Annotated in this window: 24 protein-coding genes, 1 tRNA gene and 1 pseudogene; 11 read left to right on the top strand and 15 right to left on the bottom strand. The window is 70.0% G+C overall.

Going from position 1 to position 24,890, the window contains the following annotated elements; translation table 11 throughout:
- Positions 1–34: 34 nt before the first annotated feature.
- From ACGFSB_RS08390 to ACGFSB_RS08365, 6 genes are read left to right on the top strand one after another with little or no spacing between them, the layout of a single operon-like run.
- Positions 35–2,257, top strand: a complete 2,223-nt coding sequence (locus ACGFSB_RS08390) for an MMPL family transporter (protein WP_393396034.1) — start codon at positions 35–37, stop codon at positions 2,255–2,257.
- A 1-nt stretch (position 2,258) separates the two neighbouring features.
- Positions 2,259–3,308 carry a 1,2-phenylacetyl-CoA epoxidase subunit PaaA gene (paaA, locus tag ACGFSB_RS08385; RefSeq protein ID WP_393396031.1) on the top strand — a complete coding sequence of 350 codons (1,050 nt, stop codon included), beginning with the start codon at positions 2,259–2,261 and terminating at the stop codon, positions 3,306–3,308.
- Complete coding sequence (paaB, locus tag ACGFSB_RS08380; RefSeq protein ID WP_347123863.1) at positions 3,308–3,613, top strand: 1,2-phenylacetyl-CoA epoxidase subunit PaaB; 306 nt, start codon at positions 3,308–3,310, stop codon at positions 3,611–3,613. The genes paaA and paaB overlap by 1 nt, the downstream gene beginning before the upstream one ends.
- Positions 3,603–4,394 carry a 1,2-phenylacetyl-CoA epoxidase subunit PaaC gene (paaC, locus tag ACGFSB_RS08375; RefSeq protein WP_393396027.1) on the top strand — a complete coding sequence of 264 codons (792 nt, stop codon included), beginning with the start codon at positions 3,603–3,605 and terminating at the stop codon, positions 4,392–4,394. Before paaB ends, paaC begins: the two co-directional genes overlap by 11 nt.
- Entirely contained in the window at positions 4,391–4,891 is a 501-nt protein-coding gene (paaD, locus tag ACGFSB_RS08370) for a 1,2-phenylacetyl-CoA epoxidase subunit PaaD (protein WP_393396024.1), read from the top strand. The genes paaC and paaD overlap by 4 nt, the downstream gene beginning before the upstream one ends.
- A gap of 29 nt (positions 4,892–4,920) precedes the next feature.
- Entirely contained in the window at positions 4,921–6,069 is a 1,149-nt protein-coding gene (locus tag ACGFSB_RS08365; RefSeq protein ID WP_393396021.1) for a 2Fe-2S iron-sulfur cluster-binding protein, read from the top strand.
- Positions 6,070–6,168: 99 nt separating this feature from the next.
- Here the strand turns inward: ACGFSB_RS08365 and ACGFSB_RS08360 are convergent, their stop codons facing one another.
- From ACGFSB_RS08360 to ACGFSB_RS08340, 5 genes are all read right to left on the bottom strand, one after another.
- Positions 6,169–8,436 carry a (Fe-S)-binding protein gene (locus ACGFSB_RS08360; RefSeq protein WP_393396018.1) on the bottom strand — a complete coding sequence of 756 codons (2,268 nt, stop codon included), beginning with the start codon at positions 8,434–8,436 and terminating at the stop codon, positions 6,169–6,171.
- Positions 8,437–8,684: 248 nt separating this feature from the next.
- A tRNA-Ser gene (locus ACGFSB_RS08355) sits at positions 8,685–8,769 on the bottom strand.
- 70 nt (positions 8,770–8,839) lie between these two features.
- Positions 8,840–9,283: a tRNA adenosine(34) deaminase TadA gene (gene tadA, locus ACGFSB_RS08350; protein ID WP_393397004.1), complete on the bottom strand. Its 444-nt coding sequence runs from the start codon at positions 9,281–9,283 to the stop codon at positions 8,840–8,842.
- A gap of 134 nt (positions 9,284–9,417) precedes the next feature.
- Positions 9,418–9,993 carry a hypothetical protein gene (locus ACGFSB_RS08345; RefSeq protein ID WP_393397002.1) on the bottom strand — a complete coding sequence of 192 codons (576 nt, stop codon included), beginning with the start codon at positions 9,991–9,993 and terminating at the stop codon, positions 9,418–9,420.
- 204 nt (positions 9,994–10,197) lie between these two features.
- The gene (locus ACGFSB_RS08340) at positions 10,198–10,386 is read right to left on the bottom strand and encodes a hypothetical protein (RefSeq protein WP_393396015.1); all 189 of its coding nucleotides are present in this window, start codon (positions 10,384–10,386) and stop codon (positions 10,198–10,200) included.
- Between the two features lie 95 nt (positions 10,387–10,481).
- On the opposite strand from ACGFSB_RS08340, the gene upp reads away from it, so the two are divergent.
- On the top strand, positions 10,482–11,117 hold the full coding sequence (upp, locus tag ACGFSB_RS08335; RefSeq protein WP_135331553.1) for a uracil phosphoribosyltransferase: 636 nt from the start codon (positions 10,482–10,484) through the stop codon (positions 11,115–11,117).
- A gap of 3 nt (positions 11,118–11,120) precedes the next feature.
- Here the strand turns inward: upp and ACGFSB_RS08330 are convergent, their stop codons facing one another.
- Both ACGFSB_RS08330 and ACGFSB_RS08325 read right to left on the bottom strand, forming a co-directional pair.
- On the bottom strand, positions 11,121–11,771 hold the full coding sequence (locus tag ACGFSB_RS08330) for a LytR C-terminal domain-containing protein (protein WP_393396012.1): 651 nt from the start codon (positions 11,769–11,771) through the stop codon (positions 11,121–11,123).
- A gap of 121 nt (positions 11,772–11,892) precedes the next feature.
- The gene (locus tag ACGFSB_RS08325; RefSeq protein WP_003955420.1) at positions 11,893–12,189 is read right to left on the bottom strand and encodes a type II toxin-antitoxin system VapB family antitoxin; all 297 of its coding nucleotides are present in this window, start codon (positions 12,187–12,189) and stop codon (positions 11,893–11,895) included.
- Between the two features lie 227 nt (positions 12,190–12,416).
- Here ACGFSB_RS08325 and ACGFSB_RS08320 point away from each other — a divergent pair.
- Positions 12,417–12,836: pseudogene (locus ACGFSB_RS08320) on the top strand (helicase HerA-like domain-containing protein); the annotation flags it as partial.
- A gap of 23 nt (positions 12,837–12,859) precedes the next feature.
- Here ACGFSB_RS08320 and ACGFSB_RS08315 read toward each other — a convergent pair.
- From ACGFSB_RS08315 to ACGFSB_RS08290, 6 genes are all read right to left on the bottom strand, one after another.
- Complete coding sequence (locus ACGFSB_RS08315) at positions 12,860–12,997, bottom strand: hypothetical protein (protein WP_393396009.1); 138 nt, start codon at positions 12,995–12,997, stop codon at positions 12,860–12,862.
- A gap of 62 nt (positions 12,998–13,059) precedes the next feature.
- Positions 13,060–13,383 carry a hypothetical protein gene (locus ACGFSB_RS08310; protein ID WP_393396006.1) on the bottom strand — a complete coding sequence of 108 codons (324 nt, stop codon included), beginning with the start codon at positions 13,381–13,383 and terminating at the stop codon, positions 13,060–13,062.
- 451 nt (positions 13,384–13,834) lie between these two features.
- On the bottom strand, positions 13,835–14,419 hold the full coding sequence (locus ACGFSB_RS08305) for an HhH-GPD-type base excision DNA repair protein (RefSeq protein ID WP_393397000.1): 585 nt from the start codon (positions 14,417–14,419) through the stop codon (positions 13,835–13,837).
- 122 nt (positions 14,420–14,541) lie between these two features.
- Complete coding sequence (locus ACGFSB_RS08300; RefSeq protein WP_393396004.1) at positions 14,542–15,747, bottom strand: flotillin family protein; 1,206 nt, start codon at positions 15,745–15,747, stop codon at positions 14,542–14,544.
- 11 nt (positions 15,748–15,758) lie between these two features.
- A complete protein-coding gene (locus tag ACGFSB_RS08295; protein WP_393396001.1) occupies positions 15,759–16,013 on the bottom strand; it encodes a hypothetical protein in 255 nt (84 codons plus the stop codon).
- A 48-nt stretch (positions 16,014–16,061) separates the two neighbouring features.
- Positions 16,062–16,994, bottom strand: coding sequence for a LysR family transcriptional regulator (locus tag ACGFSB_RS08290; protein ID WP_393395998.1), 933 nt, complete (start codon positions 16,992–16,994; stop codon positions 16,062–16,064).
- 122 nt (positions 16,995–17,116) lie between these two features.
- On the opposite strand from ACGFSB_RS08290, the gene ACGFSB_RS08285 reads away from it, so the two are divergent.
- The gene (locus ACGFSB_RS08285) at positions 17,117–17,596 is read left to right on the top strand and encodes a cupin domain-containing protein (RefSeq protein WP_393395995.1); all 480 of its coding nucleotides are present in this window, start codon (positions 17,117–17,119) and stop codon (positions 17,594–17,596) included.
- Positions 17,597–17,657: 61 nt separating this feature from the next.
- Positions 17,658–20,858 carry a BTAD domain-containing putative transcriptional regulator gene (locus ACGFSB_RS08280; RefSeq protein WP_393395992.1) on the top strand — a complete coding sequence of 1,067 codons (3,201 nt, stop codon included), beginning with the start codon at positions 17,658–17,660 and terminating at the stop codon, positions 20,856–20,858.
- Between the two features lie 50 nt (positions 20,859–20,908).
- On the opposite strand, the gene ACGFSB_RS08275 is transcribed toward ACGFSB_RS08280, so the two are convergent.
- Entirely contained in the window at positions 20,909–21,691 is a 783-nt protein-coding gene (locus tag ACGFSB_RS08275) for an ABC transporter permease (protein ID WP_393395989.1), read from the bottom strand.
- A gap of 169 nt (positions 21,692–21,860) precedes the next feature.
- Positions 21,861–22,796, bottom strand: a complete 936-nt coding sequence (locus ACGFSB_RS08270) for an ATP-binding cassette domain-containing protein (protein WP_393395987.1) — start codon at positions 22,794–22,796, stop codon at positions 21,861–21,863.
- Between the two features lie 326 nt (positions 22,797–23,122).
- On the opposite strand from ACGFSB_RS08270, the gene ACGFSB_RS08265 reads away from it, so the two are divergent.
- The gene (locus ACGFSB_RS08265) at positions 23,123–24,502 is read left to right on the top strand and encodes an FAD-binding oxidoreductase (RefSeq protein ID WP_393395984.1); all 1,380 of its coding nucleotides are present in this window, start codon (positions 23,123–23,125) and stop codon (positions 24,500–24,502) included.
- Positions 24,503–24,890 lie beyond the last annotated feature (388 nt).

Here is a 24,890-nt window from a genome sequence, read left to right as displayed (position 1 = left end):
CCTGTCACGCCCCCCGCGAAAGGGAGTTTGCGAAGTGTTCAAAAGACTGTTGAACCTGCTGGAGAGGGGGCCGCGGCGTCTGCTCTGGACGGTCGGACTTCTCGCGCTCGTCTGTCTGGCGGGCGGCGGATCCCAGATGGCGTCCATGACCATGGGCGTGGACGACTACGACGACTCGGAGTCGGCCGCCGTCCAGGTCCTCGAAGACGTGGAGAAGGCCACCGGCGCCAACCTCGAACAGGGCTATGTCGTCCTCGTCGAGCTGGACAAGCCCCTCGACCCCAAGTCCGCCGAGCGGCCGAAGCAGTTGCGGGACGCGGTCGACCTGATCAAGGGGCGGCCGGAGGTCACGGACGTCGCGGACTTCGTCTCGGCCAAGAACCCCGCGATGGTACGAAAGGACGGCCGGAGCACCTACTTCGTCGCCTCCGTCAAGGGGTTCACGCCGGGCGACGCCGTCACCAAGGCCGTCACCGAGACCCAGGACACCCTCGAAGCGGACAAGCAGCTGCGCGACAGCGTCACCCTCGGCGGCCCGACCGCCTCGAACGTCGAGGCCAGCGCGATCTCCAGCGAGGACCTCGGCAAGGCCGAGACGCTGGCCTTCCCGATCCTGCTGATCCTGCTGCTCTTCATCTTCCGCGGCTTGATCGCGGCGCTGATCCCGCTGGGCGGCGCCCTCGTCTCCATCGCCGTGGCGCTGGGCGTGCTCGGCGCGGTGATGACCGTGCTCGACCTCTCGATCTTCTCCCTCAACCTGGTGATGGCGCTCGGCATCGGCCTGTCCATCGACTTCAGCCTGCTGATCATCTCCCGCTTCCGTGAGGAGCTGCGGGCCGGCCACGACACCCTCGAGGCCGTGGGCCGGACCATGCGCACCGCCGGCCGCACCGTCCTGTTCAGCGGCCTGACCGTCGCCGTGGCGCTGGCCTCGCTGCTCGTCTTCCCGCAGCGGTTCCTCTACACGATGGGCATCGCCGGTATCGCCACCGCCCTCGGTGCGCTGATCTTCGCGCTGCTCGGGCTGCCGGCGCTGCTCGCCGTGCTGGGCGGGCGCATCAACAAGTGGGCGCCCAAGCGCTGGCAGCACACCCAGGAGCGCGGCGCGGGCAACGAGTCCGGCGGCCGCTGGTACCGCTTCTCGCACGGCGTGATGCGCCGCCCGGTGAGCGCCGCGGTGGCCGCGAGCGCGGTGCTCGTGGTCCTCGCACTGCCCGCCTTCGGCACCAAGTTCACCGGCATCGACTCCGCCTCGATGCCCGCGGACTCCGACGCGGGCCGGGTGTACACGACGCTGGAGAAGGACTACCCCGGCTCGCTCCAGTCGCCGGTCCACCTCGTCTCCGAGGCACCGAAGGATGCGGGTGCCGAGCTCGCCGCCTACCGTGAGCGGCTCGAAGGGCTCGACGGCGTCGCCGCCGTGACGTCACCCCGCCCGATCGGTGACGGCATGTGGGAGACCCAACTGGCCCTCAAGGACGCCCCGTTGTCGCTTCAGGCCCAGGACACCCTGGATGCGGTCCAGGGCGTGGATGCCCCGTACCCGACGGTGACCACCGGCAACACCGCGCTCTATGACGCGATGATGAGCAGCCTCGGCGACCATCTGCCGCTGAGTATCGCCCTGATGTCGCTCACCACGCTGCTCATCCTCTTCGCGATGACCGGCTCGGTGGTGCTCCCCCTGAAGGCGGTCATCACCAACCTGCTCACCCTCGCCAGCACCCTCGGCCTGCTCATCTTCGTCTTCCAGGACGGCAACCTGGCGGGTCTCTTCGACTTCACAAGCCAGGGCGCGCTCCAGCCGACGATGCTCATCATCCTGCTGGCGGTGGCCCTGGCGATGTCCACCGACTACACGGTCTTCTTGTTCTCCCGCATCAAGGAAGGCGTGGACCACGGGCTGCCGGACCGCGAGGCCATCGCCGGCGGCCTGGAGAAGGTCGGCCGCACGGTCACGCTGGCCGCGGTGCTCTTCTGTATCCCGATGGGCGCGCTGGTGCTGTCCCGGCTGGTCTTCATCAAGCAGCTCGGCTTCGGCACGGCCGTCTCGGTCATCATCGACGCCACCCTCGTACGCGCGCTCCTGGTGCCGTCCCTGATGGCGCTGTTCGGCAGGGCCAACTGGTGGGCGCCCGGTCCGCTGCGCCGGTTCCACGAGCGCTTTCTGAGCGGACTCCAGGAGCGGGACGAATCGGCCGTGCCCGCGGCCGCGGGCGCCGGACGCGAGTCCGTCTCCACTGGACGGGAGGCCTGACTTGACCGCTGACACCGCGCTTGCCGAGCGCCTGGAGGAGCGCTTCGAGGAGCTGCTCCGCAACGACGAACGGGTCGAGCCGCACGACTGGATGCCGGACGGCTACCGGCGCATGCTCGTACGGCAGATCGGCCAGCACGCCCACTCGGAGATCATCGGTATGCAGCCGGAGGGCGCCTGGATCGCCCGCGCCCCCTCGCTGCGCCGCAAGGCCGTACTCCTTGCGAAGGTGCAGGACGAGGCGGGGCACGGGCTCTACCTCTACGCGGCGGCGCAGACCCTCGGCGTCAGCCGCGGCGAGCTGCTCGATGCCCTGCACAGCGGCAGCCAGCGCTACGCGGGCACGTTCAACCACCCGGCGCTCACCTGGGCGGACACCGGGGCCATCGCCTGGCTGACGGACGGCGCCGCCGTCATCAACCAGGTGCCGCTGTGCCGCACGTCCTACGGTCCGTACGCCCGCGCCATGCTGCGCATCTGCCAGGAGGAGACCTTTCACGTACGCCAGGGCTTCGATTCCCTGCGCGCGCTGTGCAAGGGCACGCCCGAGCAGCGGCACATGGCACAGGACGCGGTGAACCGCTGGTGGCTGCCTGCCGTGGCGCTGATGTTCGGCCCGCCAGACACCCCGGCGAGCAAGGACCGCGCCGCCGCCTTCGGGGCGGCGCACACCAAGCGGGCCATCGCCTGGGGCATCAAGCGGCACCCCAACGACGAGCTGCGCCAGCGGTTCGTCGACATCTGCGTGCCGCAGGCCGAGGAGCTGGGCCTGAGCCTGCCCGACCCGGCCATCGGCTGGAACCCCGAACGCGGGCACTACGACTTCACGCCCGTCAGCTGGGACCAGTACCGCGAGGTGCTCTCGGACGACTCCCAGTGCGCGCGGCAGCGCCTGGTACACCGGGTCGCCGCGCACGAGGACGGCGCCTGGGTACGGGAGGCAGCCGTCGCGGCCGCCCGGCGCGAAGCGGAACAGACAGCGCAGGGGGACACACCCGAGGGGGCTCGGGGGACCGCACCGGCCACCGACCAGAGCAGGGGGACACCGTAATGAGTACGTACACGACCACGAGGGCCGAGACGCCGTGGGAGGTCTTCGTCAGAACCCGCCGCGGCCTGGGGCACCAGCACGTCGGCTCGGTACTCGGCTCCGACGCCGACCTGGCGATGGCCAACGCGCGCGATCTGTACACGCGGCGCGGGGAACCGTCGTCGATCTGGGTGGTCCGCTCCTCGGACATCCGGGCCACCGCGCCGGACGAGAAGGAACCGCTGTTCAGCAACGGCACGGGCAAGCCGTACCGGCTCTCCGAGCAGTACGCGGCCCCGGCGGGTGGAAGTGACCATGGCCACTGACACCCTGACCGCGCTGCCGGACACCGCCGTGCTGGAGAGCGACACCGCGCAGTACGCGCTCGCCCTGGGCGACGACGCTCTGATCCTCTGCCAGCGGATCTCCGCCTGGGTGACCAGGGCGCCCTCCATCGAGGAGGACCTGGCGCTGTCGAACATCGCGCTGGACCTCCTCGGCCACGCCCGCACCCTGCTCGCGTACTCCGCCGAGCTGACCGGACACGGTGACGAGGACACCCTCGCGTTCACGCGTACCGAGCGGCAGTTCCGCAATGTGCTGCTCGCGGAGATCCCCAACGGGGACTATGCGCTCACCCTCGCGCGTCAGCTCTGCCTCACGCACCACACCAGGCTGCTCTACACTGCGCTCACCGATTCAGCGGACTCGGCACTCGCCGCGTTCGCCGAAAAGGCCTTCCAGGAGTCCGCCTACCACTGCACGCACGCCGAGCAGTGGACGGTCCGGCTCGGCACCGGAACCGAGGAGAGCCACCGCCGGATGCAGGCGGGCCTGGAACAGGTCTGGCCGTACACCGCCGAGCTGTTCGCGACGGACGCGGTGACCGCACGGCTCGCGGCGGAAGGTGTCGCCGTCGACCCGGCGGGGCTGCGGGCAAAGTGGGATGCGGCCGTCGGCGGCGTTCTCACCCGGGCCGGGCTGACCCTGCCCAAGCCCACCTGGCACGCCCGCGGTGGCCGGGACGGCCTGCATACCGAGGGGTTCGGGCCGCTGGTGGCCGAACTCCAGGCGGTGCACCGGCAGCACCCCGGAGGCACCTGGTGACGGCAGTACGCGAGCGGCTGACTCCCGAGCAGGTACGGGAGCGAGTCGGTGCGGTGCCGGACCCGGAGCTGCCGTTGATCACCCTCGGGGAGCTGGGGGTGATGCGTCAGGTGACGACGGGCCCTGACGGGACCCTGGAGGTCACCGTCACGCCCACCTACACCGGCTGCCCCGCCATGGACACCATCGTGGCGGAGATCCGGTCCGAACTCGCCCGCTGCGGGCATCCGGACGGGCGGGTGCGGACTGTTCTCGCACCTGTCTGGACCACCGACTGGATCACGACCGACGGTCGGCGCAAGCTCGCCGAGAACGGCATCTCACCACCGGGCAGCCGAACCGCGCCGCTTGAACTGCGGCTCGGCACCGGCGTGGCCTGCCCGCACTGCGGCTCGACGGCCACCCGGCCGCAGAGCCCCTTCGGGGCGACGCGCTGTCAGTCCGTGCTGGTGTGCCTCTCCTGCCGGGAGAACTTCGGCCACATGAAGGCGATATGACACCACGAGACGGAGCTGTCCGTACCCTCATGGAGCGAATGCAGAGCCCCGACCGGCACCGGCCGCCGGAGCCGGTCACGGCCGGGCCCGGTTTCCACGCGTTGCCGGTGCACCGGGTGGACCGGCTCACCGAAACCGCCGTGGCCGTCACCCTCGGGGTCCCCGACGGTCTTGCCGCCACCTTCACCCACCGTCCCGGCCAGCACATCGCCGTACGTCACCATCTTGGCGGCGTGGGTGCGGGCGAGGAGATCCGGCGCAGCTATTCGATCTGCGGGCCGCCCGGCTCCGCGCCGCCGGCGACGCTGCGCATCGTCGTCAAACAGCTGGGACCGGGCGGCTTCGGTGAGTACGCCGTCACGCGGCTCGCCGTGGGCGACATCCTCGAAGCCGGCCCGCCGAAGGGCAGTTTCACCCTCGTGGACCGGCCCGGCGCGCACCACGTACTGATCGGCGGCGGCAGCGGGATCACCCCACTGCTGAGCATGGCGGCCGCCGCACTGCGCGACGACCCGCAGTGCAAGGTCTCGCTCGTCTACGCCAACCGCACGGCGCGCTCGACCCTCCTCGCCGAGGAGGTGGCAGACCTCAAGGACTGCCACACCGACCGGTTCTTCGTCCTGCACGTACTGTCCGGGGAGGAGCGCGAGTCGGAGGTACTGTCCGGCCGGATCGACGCCACGAAGCTGCCGTTCCTGCTGACCGGGCTCGGCGCCGAACCGGGCGATGCCCGCACGCACTTCTACCTCTGCGGTCCGTGGGGCCTGGTGGAATCGGTGGACGAGGTGCTGCGGGAGCTGGGTGCCGTTCCGTCCCGCGTACGCAGGGAACTGTTCACGGCGGACCCGGACGCAGCGGACCGGACGGCCCGCCAGGACACGGCTGTGGGCCACGGCGGCGGGGCCCGGATCACGGCCAGGCTGCACGGCCGCAGCACCGAGGCCGAGATGACCCCACAGGACCCCTCGCTCCTCGCGGCGGTACTGCGGTACCGGCCGGAGACCCCGTACTCGTGCCGCGACGGTCTGTGCGGCTCGTGCCGGGCGCGGGTGGTCGACGGCAAGGTCGTACTCGCCCGGCGCTACGCGCTCACCCGGGAGGAACAGGACGCCGGTTATACGTTGCCGTGCCAGGCCCTTCCGGCGTCGGACCACCTACGGCTGGACTTCGACGCGTAAGCACAGGCGGGGTGCCGCCACTTATGACGAGACACAAAGGCAGGGCCGGAACCGCGAGTTGCGGTTCCGGCCCTGCCTCTTGGAACGGGGCGCCCGACGTTACTTGGCCGGCTCGGGTTCTGGTTCGTCTGCGGTTTCGGTTTCGCCGGTGGGGTCGGCTGGGGTTTTCACGGAGTCGAGCAGGAGTTGTGCGACGTCCACGACGGTGAGGGATTCCTTGGCGGCGCCGTCGTTTTTCTTGCCGTTGACGGAGTCGGTGAGCATGACGAGGCAGAAGGGGCAGGCGGTGGAGACGATGTCGGGGTTGAGGCTGAGTGCCTCGTCGACCCGCTCGGTGTTGATGCGCTTGCCGATCCGTTCTTCCATCCACATTCTGGCGCCGCCGGCGCCGCAGCAGAAGCCGCGTTCCTTGTGGCGGTGCATTTCCTGCTGGCGCAGGCCGGGGACGGCGGACATGATCTCGCGCGGCGGTGTGTAGATCTTGTTGTGGCGGCCCAGGTAGCAGGGGTCGTGGTAGGTGATGAGGCCCTCGACGGGGGTGACGGGGGTGAGTTTGCCCTCGTCGATGAGGTGCTGGAGCAGCTGGGTGTGGTGGATGACTTCGTAGTCGCCGCCGAGCTGCGGGTATTCGTTGCCGAGGGTGTTGAGGCAGTGGGGGCAGGTGGCGACGATTTTCTTCGCGGACTTCGGCTTCTTGGTCGCGGGGTCTTCGTCGTCCTCGCCGTAGGCCATGTTGAGCATGGCGACGTTTTCCTGGCCGAGCTGCTGGAACAGTGGCTCGTTGCCCAGGCGGCGGGCGGAGTCGCCGGTGCATTTCTCGTCGCCGCCCATGATGGCGAACGTGACGCCCGCCATGTTGAGGAGTTCGGCGAAGGCTTTGGTGGTTTTCTTCGCGCGGTCTTCGAGGGAGCCTGCGCAGCCGACCCAGTAGAGGTAGTCGACGTCGGTGAGGTCTTCGATGTCCTTGCCGACGACCGGGACTTCGAAGTCGAGTTCCTTGAGCCATTCCAGGCGCTGTTTTTTGGCGAGGCCCCAGGGGTTGCCCTTCTTCTCCAGGTTCTTGAGCATGGTGCCGGCTTCGGAGGGGAAGGCGCTCTCGATCATGACCTGGTAGCGGCGCATGTCGACGATGTGGTCGATGTGCTCGATGTCGACGGGGCATTGTTCGACGCAGGCGCCGCAGCTGGTGCAGGACCACAGGACGTCGGGGTCGATGACGCCGTTGTCCTGGGCGGTGCCGATGAGGGGCCGCTCGGCTTCCGCGAGGGCGGTGGCGGGCACGTCCTTGAGCTGTTCCGCTGTCGCCTTTTCGTTGCCTTCCAGGTCTTTGCCGCCGCCGGCCAGGAGGTAGGGGGCCTTGGCGTGGGCGTGGTCGCGCAGCGACATGATCAGGAGCTTGGGGGAGAGCGGCTTGCCGGTGTTCCAGGCGGGGCACTGCGACTGGCAGCGGCCGCACTCGGTACACGTACTGAAGTCCAGGAGCCCCTTCCAGGAGAACTGCTCGACCTGGGAGACACCGAAGACATCGTCCTCACCCGGGTCCTCGAAGTTGATCTCCTTGCCACCGGACGTCATCGGCAGCAGCCCACCCAGGGCGGTGCGGCCGGAGGATTCCCGCTTGAACCAGATGTTGGGGAAGCCGAGTATTCGGTGCCAGGCGATGCTCATGTCGAGGTTCAGGCTGACCGTGATCATCCAGATGAAGGACGCGCTCAGCTTGAGCATGGCGAAGAAGTAGACCAGGGTCTCCACATTGGCGTGGCTGACGCCCTCGAAGAGGAGGGTCAGGCCGTAGGAGACGTAGTTGTCCGGGCCGTAGTTCGCGTGGTGCAGCACGCCTTCCAGGCCGCGCAGCGTCATCACCGAGAGACCGATGAGGAAGATGACGATGTCGACGAAGTAGGCGTGGGCCCGGTTCGATCCCGCGAAGCGGGACTTGCGTCCCGGCCGGGTCGGCAGGCTCAGCTGCCGGATCACGAACATGATCACGATGCCGACCGTGGTGCCGGTACCGATGAACTCGATATACATCTCGTACGGCAGCCAGCCGCCGACGACCGGCAGCTTCCAGTCCGGCTGGAACAACTGCCCATACGCGTTCAGGATCGTCAGGATCAGCGTGTAGAAACCCAGCGCGACGAACCAGTGGGCAAAGCCCACCAGTCCCCACTGCATCATCCGCGTATGGCCCAGGAACTCCTTGACCAGCGTCACACTCCGCTGCCATGGATTGTCCAGACGATTCGCGTTCTCCGGCAATGGTGCACCCAGCCGGAAGAAGCGGAAGAAGTGCACAAAGGCGCGCACGAACAATGCAATGCCGACCGCGCTGAGTGTCAGCGAAACGACGATCGCGGCGAGTTGCATGGGGGCTCCTCGAACCGGTCCCGGTGGGGCTGATGGACGTAGATGTGAATCTCCGGGCAGGCCCTCACCCGGTCGTTACTAAGCGGTAACTTATTGAGCTCGTACGAGAGTACAGCCCGCCTCGGCGGCGGCACACCCGCGCAGGCAGTGATCTGTGTCGCTGACGACTGGGCGACGGGCGTGCGGTACGTGCCGCACGCAAAACACCCCTCTGACCACGTTTCCGCAGTTCAGAGGGGTGTTAAAAGCGGTAGCGGTGGGATTTGAACCCACGGTGAGTCTCCCCACACTCGCTTTCGAGGCGAGCTCCTTCGGCCGCTCGGACACGCTACCGAGAGGAACTCTAGCCCAAGGTGCCCTGTGGTCCGAAATCCGTTTGGCCGACAGCTGCTCAGTCAGTTGCTCAGTGCCCGCGTCGGCCGTCCCGGAAGAAGCGGGTGAGCTGTTCGGCGGCCTCCTCCGAGAGGACGCCCTCGATGACCTCGGGGCGGTGGTTGAGCCTTCGATCGCGTACGACGTCCCAGAGCGAGCCCGCGGCGCCGGCCTTCTCGTCACGCGCTCCGTAGACGACACGGTCGACGCGGGACTGGACGAGAGCGCCCGCGCACATCGTGCACGGCTCCAGGGTCACGACCAGCGTGCAGCCGGTGAGACGCCACTCCCCGAGCGCCGCCGCCGCCCGGCGGACGGCGAGGACCTCCGCGTGCGCCGTGGGGTCGCCGGTCGCCTCGCGTTCGTTGTGGCCCGCCGCGAGCACCGTCGTACCGTCCGGGGACAGTACGACGGCGCCGACGGGCACATCGCCGCCCTGGACGGCCAGTTCGGCCTCGGCCAGGGCAAGCCGCATGGCTGCTCGCCAGCGGTCGCGCAGGGGGTCGGGTACAGGGTCGGGTGCGGAGTCGGGTGTCTGGTTGATGGGGTCGGCCTGGTCTTTCCCGTCGTTCACACGGGGAACCTAGCGGACAGGCCTGGCGGACAGGCTTAGCGGACGGTCTCGAGCACCTCCGCCGCCCCGAGGATCTCGGCGATGTCGCTGAGCGCGTCGCCGGGCTCGAGGCCGAGCAGCTCCTTCTCGGGCACGCCGAGGTCGCTCAGGAGCTCCGAGTCGCCGAGCGGCCCGGCAGGCACCGCGTCGTCCGCGTCGCCTCCTGTGTCGTCATCGGCGGCGGCGGAATCGGGGGCGGCGTCGGAGTCGGTGGGTTCGCCGTCCTCCGTGCCGTCCAGGTCGAGGGCGTCCAGGTCGACGCCCGGGTCGTCGGTGCCCGGCTCACGGCCGAGCATCTCGTCGGTGAGCAGGATCTCGCCGTACGAGCTTCGGGCGGCCGCGGCCGCGTCCGAGACGTAGATACGAGGGTCCTCCTCACCGTCCACACGGACGACGCCGAACCAGGCGCCCTCCTGTTCGATGAAGACGAGGACGGTGTCGTCCTCAGCGCTGCCGGCCGTGGCCTCGCGGGCCAGGTCGGTCAGATCCGACAGGGTCTCCACATCGTCGAGCTCCGTGTCGCTCGCTTCCCACCCGTCTTCGGTGCGCGCGAGCAGTGCGGCGAAGTACACCGTGACTCTCCCACTGGTCATAGACAGTGCCGGTTGACGGTTTGGGTGTCCCCCCGGCGAGTTCGGGGAGCGGGGGAGTGCTGCTCCAAGCCCCGCCCACTCGGAATCGTGGCAGAAACAACGGCTCAAGGAGAGGTCTTCCGCCCGCTGTGTCCGCGTCGCGTTTTCCTGACGGGCTCCCGAGGCCCGCGTGAGAGGTGGTCGCTACCAGCGGAACGTGCGCATACGCATCTGCTGACGCATCCGTGCCGCTCGGGCGCGGCGCGGCTTCACGCGGTCGCGGAGCTCGATGGCTTCCGCCCGTTCGTGCAGGAACTGGGCGCGGCGACGCCTGCGCTCGGCTTCTGTCTCGCGGTCGTGCTCCGGCTCTTCGTCCGGCATAGGCCACACCACCCCAGTCCGTCCGTACGTCCACTTTCCCCCGTCCGGCGGGTTTGATGCCAGCGCGAGCGAGTTCGGGGGCCCTCGGCGCGGATACTGTTGATGCCATGCGGATTCATGTAGTCGACCACCCGCTGGTGGCGCACAAACTCACCACGCTGCGCGACAAGCGCACCGACTCCCCGACCTTCCGGCGCCTCGCCGACGAGCTGGTCACCCTGCTCGCGTACGAGGCCACCAGGGACGTGCGCACCGAGCAGGTCGACATCGAGACGCCGGTCACCCCGACGACCGGCGTCAAGCTGTCCTACCCGCGCCCCCTGGTCGTGCCGATCCTGCGCGCCGGTCTTGGCATGTTGGACGGCATGGTCCGTCTCCTGCCGACCGCCGAGGTGGGCTTCCTCGGGATGATCCGCGACGAGGAGACCTTGCAGGCTTCGACGTACGCGACGCGGATGCCGGAGGACCTCTCCGGGCGCCAGGTGTACGTCCTCGACCCGATGCTGGCCACCGGCGGCACGCTCGTCGCGGCCATCCAGGAGCTGATCAAGCGCGGCGCGGACGACGTCACCGCCGTGGTGCTGCTCGCGGCGCCCGAGGGCGTCGAGGTCATGGAGCGCGAGCTCGCGGGCACGCCGGTGACGGTCGTGACGGCTTCGGTGGACGAGCGGCTCAACGAGAACGGCTACATCGTGCCGGGGCTCGGCGACGCGGGGGACCGGATGTACGGGACCGCCGAGTAGCGCTCAGCAGTCCTTCTGGTCGTTGGACGGCGAGGGCGTCGGCTTGGGTTTGGCGAGTACCGCCAGAGCGCTGTCGGCGTCCTTTTTCTTTGCCAGATCCTTGAACTTCGCGCCCAGAATCAGGTCCACCTCGCCGCCCTTGCGGGCGTCCGTCCGGTTCTCGGTGCCCGCGAGCTGCGTGCCGAGCACCGGCAGCGCGGTGTCCGTGGCGGACTTGGCGCCGAGCAGTATCCCGGTGCCCTTCACCTTCTTGTCGTACGTCTTCGGCGCGTTGTCCACCTTGCCGATGGCGAAGCCGCGCTTCTTGAGCTCGGCCGCGACGTCCTTGGCGAGTCCGCCGCGGGGCGTGGCGTTGAAGACGTTGACCTTGATCTGGCCCGGCTTGGGCAGTGCCTTCGGGGCGGGCGGCTTGGCCGATGGTCCGGGCCCGGCCGCGCAGTCGCCGCGCGAGCTCGCCGCGGTGGCCTTGTCGCCGCCACCCGTGAAGACGTCGATGAGCTGCAGTGTTCCCCAGCCGATCAGGCCGACCGCGGCGACGGACGCGATCACCGCGAGCACGATCCTGCGGCGGCCACGGGTTCGGCGCATACGCGGATATTTGCTACCCGTGATGCGGTACTTGCCGCCCATGCCAGGGGGAGTGAGCATGCTCATGGGCGCAGCGTAGTGCGGCGACGCCGTGATGCCTACTAAATGATCATTGACTTGGGTTCATTGCAACCCGAAAGGGCCAAAGCGGGCGCGAGGGCCCGGCGGTACGGCTGCCGTCCGCGGGTCAGCCCAGTTCGAGTACGCGGGCGTGCAGCACCTGGCGCTGCTGGAGCGCGGCGCGGACCGCGCGGTGCAGCCCGTCTTCCAGGTAGAGGTCGCCCTGCCACTTCACCACGTGCGCGAAAAGGTCGCCGTAGAACGTCGAGTCCTCCGCGAGGAGCGTCTCTAGGTCCAGCTGGCCCTTGGTCGTCACGAGCTGATCGAGGCGGACCGGGCGCGGCGCGACGTCCGCCCACTGCCGGGTGCTTTCCCGGCCGTGGTCGGGGTACGGCCGGCCGTTTCCGATGCGCTTGAAGATCACACGGAAAGCCTACCGGGCAAGGCTCCCCGGGCGCAGCCATGGCGACGGAGTGCGACGCTGGGAAATGACACCGGATTTCGGGGCAAACCGGGAACACGTGAGCCTGGAACAGGGGCCGAAGTGAGCGAGAGCCAGCCGATGTCGTCCACGACGGGGAGCGCGAACCCCTCTAACGGGTCTCCGCCCGTCATGGGGGTGACGAGCGGAGGCGAGGATTCCGGCGGAGCCTGACTTCGCTCGGCACGGGCGAGGCCGTGATCACCGTACTGAGCGAGAAGGGCGCGCCCACGCCGGTCGCCGTGACGCGGCTGCGGGCGCCGGTGTCGTTGATGGGGCCTGTCGAGGCGGGGGCGCTCGAGCAGGCGGTGAAGGGGTCGACGCTGTACGGGCGGTATGCGGAGGCGGTGGACCGGGAGTCGGCGTACGAGAAGTTGACCGCACGTCAGGCGAAGGCGGAAGCGGAGGCGGCAGCTGCCGCCCCGGAGCCCGCCACGGACCCGCCGGAGCGGCGGGCGAAGAAGCCGGAGTCCGTGGTGGAGCAGGTGGCGGGGAGCGGGATGTTCAAGTCCCTCGCACGGTCGTTGGGGTCGCAGATCGGGCGGGAGATCACCCGGTCGGTGTTCGGGACGGCTCGGCGCAGACGCTGAGGCCGGCGTCTGCGCCGATGGGGTCAGTGTTCGTTCTTCTCCTGGTCGTCCGTCTCGGCCGGAGCCGGGGTGGGGGCCGGTGCCGGGTCGGGGCTTGGCGCGTTGCGTACGGCTTCGGCGCGGAGGAGGGCGTGCAGGGCCGCGTACGGGTCGATGGGCATGGGTGTCTGTCCTCGGGTCGCTGCTGCTTGGCGGGGTGGTGGTCAGTCCGGGGCGGGGACTGTCAGCAGCGGAGGACGACGGAGCGTGGGGCGGGGAGGCCGAGGTGCGGGCGGTGCTCGGGGTGCCGGGGCTCCGGGTCCCGGTGGCCCGCGGCTCGGGCGGTGAGGGGAGCGGGACGTCTCGTGGGTACGCGGAGGGCGCTGTCGGCGGTGTCCTGATGGGCCTCGCCGGTGAGTTCGGTGGAGACGGCCGAGACGGCCGCGGGTGGGGCGGGGGCGGGGGCGGCTTCGGCGGAGACGGAGGGGGCGAGGACGGTACCGAGGAGGGCCAGCAGGACGAAGGCAGCTCTGAGCCACGAGGGGCGGGGCGACGCGACGCGGCTCACGAGGATTCATGTCCCCCGCCTGAACCCCGTTGGTGTTCCCCGACGCCCAGATCCGCCCTCATGGGCTACGGACGGGGCGTGGGGCTGACGAGGGAGGGGGCCTTGCGGGGCTGGTGCGCCTTCGGTCTGTTGTGGGGGCGGGGCGGCGCCGGGGTATGTCCGTCCTCGCTGTCGGCCGGTGGCCGCGTGGGTGCTTCGGCCCCGGAGCGGTCCGGCGGCTGGGGCCATCTCCCACCTTGCGGCGGCGAACATCTCTCCATCGCCCGCACCCGCCGTCCGTAACGGGATCACCCGCCCACTGCGGGGCAATCGGGATGGGGGTCCCCCCTGCTCCTTTAGAGCTTGGATGGGGGTCCCCCCTGCTCCTTTAGAGCTTGGGGGAGGGTGGGAAAGGCTTGTTCGGTGAGGAGGATGCCGGGCCCGGGAACGGGGCGGTGAGGCCGGCCGCGGGCTACCCGCCGGAGGCCTTCGCCGCGGCCTTCAGCTGCTGCTTGTGGGTGCGGACCCGCTGGAGGGATTCCGGCCCCGTGATGTCCGCCGCGGAGCGGTACGCGTCGGGGGCGCCGTAAGCCCCCGCGGCCTCGCGCCACCCCGTGGGCCGCACGCCCAGCTGTTTGCCCAGCAGGGCCAGGAAGATCTGGGACTTCTGCTTGCCGAAGCCGGGGAGGTCGTTGAGGCGCTCCAGGACCTCCTTGCCGGAGGCGGGCCCCTCCCACAGGGCGGTGGGGTCACCCTCGTAATGCTCCACGAGGTACGCGCACAGCTGCTGGATCCGCTTCGCCATCGACCCCGGATAGCGATGCACCGCCGGTTTGGCGGAGAGCAGCGCCGCGAACTCATCGGGGTCGTACGCAGCGATCTCCTGCGCGTCGAGATCGTCCGCGTTCAACCGCCGCGCGATCGTATGCGGGCCCGCGAACGCCCATTCCATCGGGACCTGCTGATCGAGCAGCATCCCGACGAGCGCGGCCAGCGGGCTGCGGCCGAGGAGCTCATCGGCTTCCGGCTCCTGTGCCAGGTGCAGGGTGACGTCCATGGAGTCGATCATCTCCTGCCGGGGATGCCTTCGCACGGCGGTACGTAGCAGTACGTAGCAGTACGTAGCAGTACGTAGCAGTACGTATGTGAATGCCGCCGCCGTGCGAAGCCAGGTCCTGGTTACTCGATCTCGACCGGACCGTCGCTGCTCTTGCTGCCGCCGTCCCCCTTGCCCCGCTGCCCGGCAGGCCCGCCAAGGAGCTGCCTGATGTCGGGCGTCTCGCGATCGCCCTGCCCCTGGGCCGCGGGCGTACCGAGGTTGTTCCGTACCGAGTCCAGGATCGTCAGGCCCTGCCCGACGAGCCCGGCCGCGATCTCGCCGAGCCCGTCCGCGCCGTTCAGCACGTTCACGTTCGCGCCGGAGAGGCCCGAAGCCGCCTCCTTCACGATCAGCGGCAGCTGGTCGATCAGCATCCGGTCGAGCGCGACACGGTCGTACGACGCCGCCGCCTCCGCCTGGATCTTCATCCGCTCGGCCTCGGCGACGGCGAGCACCCTGATGCGCTCGGCATCGGCCTCGGCGGGCTTCACGACCTCCGCGACCAGCTGCTGCTGGCGCAACTGGGCGGCGCGCTCGGCCAGTTCGGTCCGCGCGTCGAGCACCTCCTGCTGGGCGTGCGCCTCGGCGAGGGGGCCCGCCTGGGCGGCCTTGGCCTGGGCGCGCTCGACCTCGGCGGAGTACTGCGCCTGCACGATGGCGGTCTGTCGCGCGTACTCGGCCTGGTTGCGGGCGGCCTCCTGCTCCGCCTCGGACGAGGCCTGGGTGGCCTGTGCCTGGGCGATCTGGGCCTGGCGCTGGATGGCGGCCTTGTGCGGGGCGGACATCGCCTCGATGTAGCCGGTCTCGCCGTCGTCGATCGACTGGATCTGCAGCGAGTCCACGTGCAGGCCGATCTTCGCCATCTCGGCCTTGGAGGTGTCAAGGACCTCCGTGGCGAGCTTCTGCCGTTCGGTGACGATCTCCTCGACCGTCATCGAGCCGATGATGGAACGCAGATGGCCGGAGAAGATCCGGCCCGTCAGGAGCGACATCTGGTCCTGGTCGGACAGGAAGCGCTGGCCCGCGTTGACGATGCTCTCCGTGTCGTTGCCGACCTTGAAGGCGATGACGGCGCGCACGGTCAGGGCGATGCCCTGCCGGGTCACGCAGGTCTCGGCGACCTCCGCCTCGCACATGGACAGCGTAAGGAAACGGGTCTTGCGGAAGACGGGCAGCACGAACTTGCCGTGCCCTGTCACCACCCGGAACGGGGCGCCCCCGAGGCCTCGCCTGCCTCCGGAGATCAGCATCGCCTCATCGGGGGCGGGAACGCGGTAACCGAACATCGATCGACTCCTCAACCGGCGCTGCCGGTACCATCACCGGTCAACGCCTCCAACGGGTCCGCCCACTTGATGACATCGACCTGACGGCTGCCCCGCGACTCGATCACGAGCACGGCCGCTCCGTGCGGGAGCGGCTCGTCGGACCAGGCCAGAAACGTCTCGGATCCCCCTCGGATCCGCACCAGGACCTCACCCGGCCCCGCGGATCCGCGCGTACCGGTGACTAGTTCACCGGTACAGCCGATCACAGCCTCGTCCGGCGCCATCGGCGGCCGCCTCCCCCATGTCATGCAGGCTCTGTCTGATTCCTGACCTTAGCGCGGGGCGGCCGAGGTGGCACCGCCCGCACCGCCACCCCCGGCCGCGGCTTGAGCCAACGCGTCGAGAAGGCCGCGTACTGCCGGGCGGTACGGGGCCGGACCCCGTACCGCCGCGTAGATGGACCGGATCGGCACCGGGTGGTGGACCTCGCGGACGACCACCCCGGAGTGCGGGACGCCGAGGCCGAGTTCGGGGACCAGGCTGACGCCGAGGCCCGCGGCGACGAAGCCCTGAGCCGTGGCGTAGTCCCCGCTCTCCACCACGAAGTCCGGGCTGAAACCGGCCGCCCCGCACGCATCGAGGATGGGGTCGAGGCAGGGCCCCGGGGACTCGCTCGCGACCCACGGCTCATCCGCGAGGTCGGCCATGTCGAGCACCTCCTCGGCGGCAAGGGGGTGCCCCTCGGGCAGCACCGCGTGGTAGCGGTCGTCGAGGAGATGCTCGAACCGGACGCCGTCCACGCCCAGTTGGCCAGGCGGCCTGACCACCAGGGCGAGGTCGGCCTGCCGGTCCCGCACCGCCGGCATCGGGTCGTCGGGGTCGGACAGCTTCAACTCCACCTGAAGGGCGGGGTACGCGCGCCGCAGCGAGGCGAGCGCGGGAGCGACGAGGGCCGCGCCCGCCGTAGTGAAGTACCGCATGGAGACCCGCCCCGTCCGCCCGGCCCGCAGCTCGGCGAGCGCGGTCTCCGCCTCGGCGATGTGCCGGCCGATCGTGACCGCGTACTCGGTGAGCAGCCGCCCGGCATCCGTCGGCCGTACCCCGCGTCCTGTGCGCTCCAGGAGGGCGATGCCCGCCTCCTTCTCCAGGGCCGCCATCTGCTGGCTGACCGCGGAGGGCGTGTACCCGAGGTTCCGTGCCGCCGCGGTCACGGAGCCGCTGGTGACCACTGCCCGCAGGACCTGCATACGCCGCATATCAAGCATGTAGCTCAGCTTAACTTCACGCCTGCTCCCTTTCGTATTACTAACAGGGTGGCAGAGGCCGCGGTGGATAAAGTCAACCCCGGTGGACGACAACTGGCAGCGTCACGAACGAAGGAGCGAACATGTCCTACCCGGAGCCGCGCTATCTCGGTGATGAGGGCGAAGTCAACGCGGTGTTCAGGCCTGCCGACACGGAGCCGGAACTGGTCCGCCCCGGCGGCAACCGCACCCACTACCTCGCGACGCACGCCTCCACCGGCGGCGAATTCGGCCTCTACAAGGTGGACATGGGCCCGAAGGCCCCCGGCCCGACCACTCATTTCCACAAGTCGATCTCGGAGTCCTTCTTCGTCCTGTCCGGCCAGGTCCAGCTCTACGACGGCGAGCGCTGGATCACCGGGGGCCCCGGCGACTTCCTCTACGTCCCCGTCGGCGGCCTGCACGCCTTCAAGAACGACAGTGACGACCCCGCCTCCATGATCATGCTCTTCTCGCCGGGCGCCCCGCGCGAGGAGTACTTCGAGCAGGTGGCGGAGATGGCCCAGAAGGGCGGCAAGGAGTTCGGCGAGTTCCTGGTCAAGCACGACAGCTTCTTCATCTAGCAGCGACAAGGAACCTGTTGTGAAGGTCAGCCAGGGAAGGTCAGCCAGTGAAGGTCTGCCAGTGAAGGTCTTTCTGCTCGGGCCCGTCCGGGCCACCGCCGATGACGCGACGCCGGTCGACATGGGTGGCGTACGGCTTCGCATGTTGCTTGCCAGGCTCGCGCTCGAAGGGGGGCGTCCGGTCTCCGTCGACACGCTCGTCGACGGGCTGTGGGGCGAGCACCCCCCGGCGGACGCGGCCAACGCCTTGCAGGCGCTCGTGTCCCGGCTGCGCAAGGCCCTGCGCGGGGCGGCGACCGGCACGGTGGAATCGGTGGCGGGCGGCTACCGGCTCCCGGTGGGCGCCGGTGACGTGGACGCGTTCCGCTTCGAGGATCTCGCCGGGCAGGGCAGGCGCGAACTGGCCGCGGGTCGCGCCGAAGAGGCCGCGTCGACGCTCGGCGCGGCACTCGCGCTGTGGCGTGGCGCGGCGCTCGCCGACGTGCTCGACGCCCCCTTCGCCCGCGCCTGCGCCACCCGCTTCGACGACATACGGGACGCCGCGGCGGAGGACCGTTTCGACGCGGAACTGCGCATCGGGCGGTACGCAGATGTCCTCGCGGACCTCGAATCGGCGGGCCTGGAGCGGCCGTTGAGCGAGCGCGTCGCCGCCCTGCGGATGCGCGCGCTGTCCGCCGCGGGCCGTCAGTCCGATGCCCTCGCGGTGTACGAGGAGATGCGGGGCAGGCTCGACGACGAACTCGGCGTAGACCCGTCGGCCGAACTGAAGGACGTCCATCTTGCCCTGCTCCGCGGCGAGTTGGAGCGGCCCGTGGCGGGCCGCCCGGAGCCCGTGCCCGCCCCGGTCCGCCTCCCGGCACGTCTGACCAGCTTCGTCGGGCGGGAGCGCGAACTGGAGCAGATAGCAGGGCTCATGGACGCGTCCCGCCTGGTCACGCTCGTCGGGCCCGGCGGCGCGGGCAAGACGAGGCTCGCGCTCGAAGCCGTGACCCGGCACCGGGCGTACGAGCGCGGCCGGGTGTGGTTCGTGCCGCTGGCGGGCGTGGGCACCCCGGACCAGCTGACGGACGCGGTGCACGCGGCGCTCAGCGCTGTCGCCAACGGTGGCGTGCCGGGCGACCGCGTGACCGAGGTGCTCGATGTCGGCGACGCCGTCCTCGTACTGGACAACTGTGAGCACCTGGTCGAGGCGGCTGCGGATTTCACGTACGAACTCCTCGAGAAACTCCCGCACTTGAAGATCCTGGTCACCAGCAGGGAACCCCTCGCCATCACCGGCGAGGCACTCTGTCACCTCGGTCCGCTCGGTGTGCCCGCCGGCACCCCGGAGCTCGCGGAGGCCGCCGATTCGGCCGCGGTGCGTCTGTTCACCGACCGGGCCTCCGGCGTCAGGCCGGGCTTCGTGCTCGACGCCTCCACCGTGGACGCCGTGGTGGAGATCTGCCGACGCCTCGACGGCCTGCCGCTCGCTCTGGAGCTTGCCGCGGCCAAGCTGCGCTCGATGAGCGTCGGCCAGATCGCGCGCCGCCTCGACGACCGGTTCCGCCTCCTCACCTCGGGGAGCAGGACGGCGCTGCCGCGCCAACGCACCCTGCTCGCCCTTGTCGAGTGGAGCTGGGACCTTCTCGACGAGCCCGAGCGGATACTCGCCCGCAGGCTGTCGATGTTTCCCGGCGGGGCGAGGGTCGCCGCCCTGGAGGCGGTCTGCCCGGACGCTTCACTGCCTACGGACGACGTGCTGTACGTGCTGGGCTCGCTGGTGGAGAAGTCCCTGGTGGACGTGGCCGAGTCCGGCTACGAGGAGCCGCGTTACCGGATGTCCGAGACCGTACGCGCCTACGCCGCCGCACGGCTCGCCGAATCCGGTGACGGCGCTCCGGTCGCGGCCCGCTTCACCGCGTACTTCCTCGCCCTTGCCGAGGAGTACGAGCCCGCGCTGCGCACCGGCGACCAGCTCCGCTCGATCGCGCTCTTCGACGCCGAGCACGACAACCTGGTCTCCGCGCTGCGGGCGGCGGTCGAGGCCGGGGACGCGGTCCTCGCGTCGCGGTTCGTGGGCGCGCTGTTCTGGTACTGGGGGATCAGGGGGATGAGCACCCAGTTCGAGACGTTCCTCGCGGAGGTCCTCACCTTTGACGACGCCCTGCCGGGTCAGGCGCGGGCCGCGTTCCGCGTGGTGCGGCTGATGGCGGGCGCTCCGGGCACTCCGGAGTCTTCGGGCTCCGGCGACGTGCCCGTACGCACGCTGATCGAGGACTGTGACCGGACCGGCGCCGACGGGTTCCACCCGGCCCTTCCGCTGTGGATCCCGCTCATCGCGTTCCTCACGGACAACGCCGACCTCGGGGAGCGCTGGCTCCGGCGGGCGTCGGAGCGGCCGGACCCGTGGGTGCGGGCGAGCGCGCACTGGGCGCGGGACTTCGTGCTCACCGGGCGGGGCGAGCAGCCCGCGGGCGCCGATTCCCGCCGCGAGGCCCTGCGCGGCTTCGATGCGGTGGGCGACCGCTGGGGCCTGGGGCTCGTGCTGCTCGCCGTCGGCAGGGACCACTCCCTGCGCGGTGAGCACGGGGATGCGATCGCCGCGTACGAGAGGGCGGTGAGCGTCAGTACCGAACTCGGCGTCGAGGACGACATCTTCAACAGCCGGGCCAGGCTCGCGGCGGAGCGGCTGCGGGGCGGCGACCGGGAGGGCGCCCTGCGGGACATCCAAGCGGCGCGGCGGCAGGCCGAGGAGCGGGGCTACCGGCGGATGGAGGCCGAGATGCTGTTCAGCCTCGCGGATCTGCACCGCAGGTCGGGCGACCTGGACGAGGCGGGCCTGACCCTCGACCGCCTGGACACCCTCGCCGGCCGCCTCACCCTGCCCGAGGCCATGGCCCGCGACCTGATCGCGGGCGCCAGGACGGCGAACCTGCTGGCCCGGGGCGATGCGGCCGGGGCCCGTGAGCTGCTGCCGAGGGCGGTGGGCGGCGCGTTCGCCCGTGGGGAGGTGGCCGACATCGCGCAGGCCGCCGAACTCCTGGCCCGGCTGCTCCTGTTGGAGGGCGACGCGGCGGGGGCGGCCACCGTACTGGGGACGAGCCAGGTCATCCGGGGTGTGTTCGACGACGGGGATCCGCAGTTGCGGGAGCTGGTGGAGGAGTTGGCGGGGCTGCTGGGCGAGAAGGGCTACCGGGAGGCGTACGGCAGGGGTGCCGGGCTCCCGAGGGCGGACGCGCTGAACCGGCTGACCGAGGAGGCGGGTCAGCCGGTGGCGTGGTGATGGGGCGTGGTGATGGGGCGTGGTGTGTGACTGGTCGTGCCACGTGACGCTCAGGCGGCACGCTTGCGATAGGCCCGCATCGCGAGCGGGGCGAAGACGGCGACCACACCGACCATCCAGGCCAGGCTGCCGAGGAGCGGCCCCGCGACCTCGCCGCCGTTGAGCAGACCGCGCATGGTGTCGGCCATCAGGCTCACGGGGTTGATGTCCGACCAGACCTGGAGCCAGCCCGGCATGGTGCGGTCCGGGACGAAGACGTTGCTGGCGAAGGTGAGCGGAAGCACCAGGACCGTCATCAGGCCCTGCACCGAACCGGGGGTCTTGACCAACATGCCGATGTAGACGGACATCCAGGAGAAGCTGACGGCGAAGGCGATGAGCACGCCGACGGCGGCCAGCGCGGCGAGCGGGTTGGTGTCCGTCCGGTAGCCCATGACCAGGGCGAGGATCACGAGCGTACCGAGGCAGACCACGTACCGGACAACGTCGGCGAGCACGGCTCCGATCAGGGGAGCGGAACGGGCGATCGGCATACTGCGGAACCGGTCGAAGATCCCGGTGCTCGAGTCGGCGTTGAGCGAGACGCCGATGCCGATGCTGGCCTGGAAGACGGTCATCACCATGATGCCGGGCGTGATCATCTGCAGGTAGGCGTGGGTGCCACCGCCTGCGATGGCGCCACCGAAGAGGTAGACGAACATCAGCAGGAACACGATGGGCGTAAGCACGACATCGACAAGGCGTGCGGGCGACTTGATGAACTTGGTAACACCACGCCCAGCGAGAGCGAGGCTGTGCCGGGCGGCTTTGGCGGGGGTGATGGCGGTGCTCATGATCGGGTCCCTTCGGTCGTGGTACGGGGGGAGTTGGGGAGTCAGGGGCGTGGGCGGGGGCACTGTGCCCCGTAAGGGGCGCGGGGCTGTGACACATGCGGCTCCGCCGCGTGGGCGCGACCAGCCCCCGCCGGCCCGCAGGTCTCTCGCCGCATTTCCGGCGGACAGCTCAGGCGGTCTTTCCGGTGAGCGCCAGAAAGACCTCATCCAGGCTGGGCAGGCGCAGCCCCAGCTCGTCCGCGGTGATCCCGGCCCCATCAAGCCGCCTGACCAAGGCGGAAATCAGCATCGGGTCCTCAACCGGCACGGTAAGCACCCCGTTGTCCGCATCCCGCTGAGGGACCGCTCCGGTGAGCTCGGCGAGAATGCTGCCCACGGCATCCAGATCCCGGGCCGCGGTCGGCCGCACCTGGAGCGTCTGGCCGCCGACCCGCCGCTTGAGCTCGTCGGGACGCCCCTCGGCGACCACGCGGCCACGGTCGAACACGGTGATGGAATCGGCCAGTTGATCGGCCTCCTCCAGATACTGCGTGGTGAGCAGCACGGTGGCCCCATCGGCGACGAGCCGCCGCACGACCGCCCAGACCTCCTTGCGGGCATGGGGGTCGAGCCCGGTGGTCGGCTCGTCCAAGTAGAGAACCTGCGGCCGTCCGACCAGGCTCGCGGCCAGGTCGAGGCGGCGCCGCATCCCGCCGGAGAAGGTGCTGATCGGCCGCTGGGCGGCCTCGGTCAGCTCGAACTGCTCGAGCAGTTCGACGGCGCGCGCCTTGGCGTCCCGCCGCGAAAGATCGAGCAGCCGCCCGAGGAGTACGAGATTCTCGGCGCCGGACAGTTCCTCGTCCACGGAGGCGTACTGCCCCGTGAGCCCGATGAGACCGCGGACCCGCACCTGATCCCTGACCACGTCATGCCCCCCGACGGTGGCGTGCCCCGCGTCGGGACGAAGGAGCGTCGACAGAATCCGCACGGTGGTGGTCTTCCCGGCGCCGTTCGGCCCGAGCACCCCGATCACCTTCCCGGCGGGCACCTCCAGGTCGACACCGTCCAGCGCGACGAAGTCCCCGTACTTCTTGACCAGACCCTCGGCCTTGATGGCGTACGACATCGTGTTCTCCTCCGTGGCCAGTGGCCCTGTTCAGGCCCTCGTCGTTCAGGCCCTCGTCGTTCTCGATGAACAAGACGATGCCGGGGCCCGCTGACAGGGGGCGGCCCGCGGGCTGACAGGGGCTGACAGGGAGGCGGGGCGGCTGTCAGCCGGGGGTCGGCGGCGTCGGCGAATTGCGGGGCCGGTCGACCGGCGGGATCCTGGAGAGGTCAGCCTTGCGGCTGCTGGGGGGTGCCAGGACGCCGGCGCACAACCGCTCACCGACGGCCCGACAGGGCAAAGGCCGGGTGGGAGAAGCGGTACGCGTCTCGGTAAGGAGTTCCGTCATGGACGGCACCACCCTCGAAGACATGAGAACCGCGCTCCGCGGTCCGGTCATCGGCCCGCAGGACAGCGAGTACGACCCCGCCCGCAAGATCTACAACGCCATGATCGACAGGCGCCCGGCCGCTATCGTGCGGTGCTCGGACGCGGGGGACGTTATGGCCGCCGTCGACTTCGTCCGCGACCGGGGTCTGGAACTCGCCGTCCGGGGCGGCGGCCACAGCGGCGCCGGGCTCTGCGAGGTCGACGGCGGCGTCACCATCGATCTGTCGCCCATGCGCTGGGCACGAGTCGACCCCGTGGCGAGGACGGCCCGGGTCGGCGGCGGCAGCCAGCTCGGCGACCTGGACCACGCGGCCCACGCCTTCGGCCTGGCCACCCCCGCCGGAATCATGTCGACGACGGGCGTCGGGGGCCTCACCCTCGGTGGCGGCCACGGCCACCTCACCCGCAAGTACGGCCTGACGATCGACAACCTCGTCGCGGCGGACGTCGTGCTCGCCGACGGCAGCTTCGTCGTCGCGAGCGAGTCCCAGCACCCGGACCTGTTCTGGGCCCTGCGGGGAGGCGGCGGGAACTTCGGCATCGTCACCTCGTTCCGCTTCCGGCTGCACCCGGTGGGCGACGTGGTCGCCGGGGCCACCGTGTGGCCGATCGACCTGACCCGCGACGTGCTGCGCTGGTACCGCGAGTTCCTTCCGCAGGCGCCCGAGGACCTGAACGGCTTCTTCGCCGCACTCACCGTCCCGCCGGGCCCGCCGTTCCCGGAGGAGATACACGGCCAGAAGATGTGTGGTGTCGTGTGGTGCTGGACGGGCGACCCGGACGACGCCGACAAGGCCCTGGCCGCGGTGAACGAACCGGGCCCGCCGGCCTTCCACTTCACCGCACCGATGCCCTACCCGGCGCTACAGAGCATGTTCGACGAGCTGATCCCCACCGGCCTCCAGTGGTACTGGCGCGGCGACTTCTTCGACCGGATCACCGACGACGCCATCGACGTGCACGCCAAGTATGCCGAGAACCTCCCCACCGACTTGTCGACGATGCACCTCTATCCCGTGGACGGGGCCGCCGCCCGGGTCGACCAGGAGGACACGGCGTGGGGATACCGCGACGCGGTCTGGTCGGGCATCATCGGCGGCGTCGACCCGGACCCGGCGAACGCCGCGACGATCAGACAGTGGTGCGTCGACTACTGGAAAGAGCTGCACCCGCACTCCATGGGCGGCGCCTACGTGAACTTCATCGGCGAGGGCGAGGGCGACAACCGCGTGAAGGCCACTTATCGCGACCACTACGCCCGGCTCGCACGCATCAAGGACGCGTACGACCCGGCCAACCTCTTCCACGCCAACCAGAACATCGCGCCCGCGCAGTGAGCTCTTCAGGAGCGGGTCAGCGGCAGCCCCAGAACCCAACTGGGACGAGAATTGAGACGGAGAACGTCGAAGGGCCCCACCGCGAACGGTGGGGCCCATCAACTTAGTGCCCGGTGAGGCACTGGCGGAGGATACGAGATTCGAACTCGTGAGGGGTTGCCCCCAACACGCTTTCCGAGTCTTCGTCTTGGGGGTCGGCGGCGTGCGGGGACGTTCTGACCTGTGGTGCAAGCGGGGTGGCCGTGGCTCCTGAACAGTGCCGTACGCAGCTGAACGAGACCAGAACTGAGACCACGCGAAGAACGCGATGGAGAGCACAGCGGACGGGGCTCGGCGGGTGTGGCCCGGCAGCACTGCGGCGCGTTGGGTGAGCGGGCCAACCGACAGG

Origin of the sequence: Streptomyces sp. NPDC048441, assembly GCF_043200235.1 — a bacterium.
Classification (GTDB): Bacteria; Actinomycetota; Actinomycetes; order Streptomycetales; family Streptomycetaceae; genus Streptomyces.
Note: the sequence above shows the minus strand (reverse complement) of the source record. Positions and strands in the feature narration are given on the sequence as shown.

What these genes read in the sequence shown, in the direction of transcription:
- ACGFSB_RS08360 (WP_393396018.1), bottom strand. Translation starts at nt 8,436, where the DNA reads ATGCAACTCGCCGCGATCGTCGTTTCGCTGACACTCAGCGCGGTCGGC.
- paaC (WP_393396027.1), top strand. Translation starts at nt 3,603, where the DNA reads ATGGCCACTGACACCCTGACCGCGCTGCCGGACACCGCCGTGCTGGAG.
- ACGFSB_RS08270 (WP_393395987.1), bottom strand. Translation starts at nt 22,796, where the DNA reads ATGTCGTACGCCATCAAGGCCGAGGGTCTGGTCAAGAAGTACGGGGAC.
- ACGFSB_RS08290 (WP_393395998.1), bottom strand. Translation starts at nt 16,994, where the DNA reads ATGCTTGATATGCGGCGTATGCAGGTCCTGCGGGCAGTGGTCACCAGC.
- paaB (WP_347123863.1), top strand. Translation starts at nt 3,308, where the DNA reads ATGAGTACGTACACGACCACGAGGGCCGAGACGCCGTGGGAGGTCTTC.
- ACGFSB_RS08330 (WP_393396012.1), bottom strand. Translation starts at nt 11,771, where the DNA reads ATGAGCATGCTCACTCCCCCTGGCATGGGCGGCAAGTACCGCATCACG.
- ACGFSB_RS08295 (WP_393396001.1), bottom strand. Translation starts at nt 16,013, where the DNA reads ATGGCGCCGGACGAGGCTGTGATCGGCTGTACCGGTGAACTAGTCACC.
- upp (WP_135331553.1), top strand. Translation starts at nt 10,482, where the DNA reads ATGCGGATTCATGTAGTCGACCACCCGCTGGTGGCGCACAAACTCACC.
- ACGFSB_RS08365 (WP_393396021.1), top strand. Translation starts at nt 4,921, where the DNA reads ATGGAGCGAATGCAGAGCCCCGACCGGCACCGGCCGCCGGAGCCGGTC.
- ACGFSB_RS08265 (WP_393395984.1), top strand. Translation starts at nt 23,123, where the DNA reads ATGGACGGCACCACCCTCGAAGACATGAGAACCGCGCTCCGCGGTCCG.
- ACGFSB_RS08315 (WP_393396009.1), bottom strand. Translation starts at nt 12,997, where the DNA reads ATGCCCATCGACCCGTACGCGGCCCTGCACGCCCTCCTCCGCGCCGAA.
- ACGFSB_RS08300 (WP_393396004.1), bottom strand. Translation starts at nt 15,747, where the DNA reads ATGTTCGGTTACCGCGTTCCCGCCCCCGATGAGGCGATGCTGATCTCC.
- ACGFSB_RS08285 (WP_393395995.1), top strand. Translation starts at nt 17,117, where the DNA reads ATGTCCTACCCGGAGCCGCGCTATCTCGGTGATGAGGGCGAAGTCAAC.
- ACGFSB_RS08275 (WP_393395989.1), bottom strand. Translation starts at nt 21,691, where the DNA reads ATGAGCACCGCCATCACCCCCGCCAAAGCCGCCCGGCACAGCCTCGCT.
- tadA (WP_393397004.1), bottom strand. Translation starts at nt 9,283, where the DNA reads ATGCGGCTTGCCCTGGCCGAGGCCGAACTGGCCGTCCAGGGCGGCGAT.
- ACGFSB_RS08305 (WP_393397000.1), bottom strand. Translation starts at nt 14,419, where the DNA reads ATGGACGTCACCCTGCACCTGGCACAGGAGCCGGAAGCCGATGAGCTC.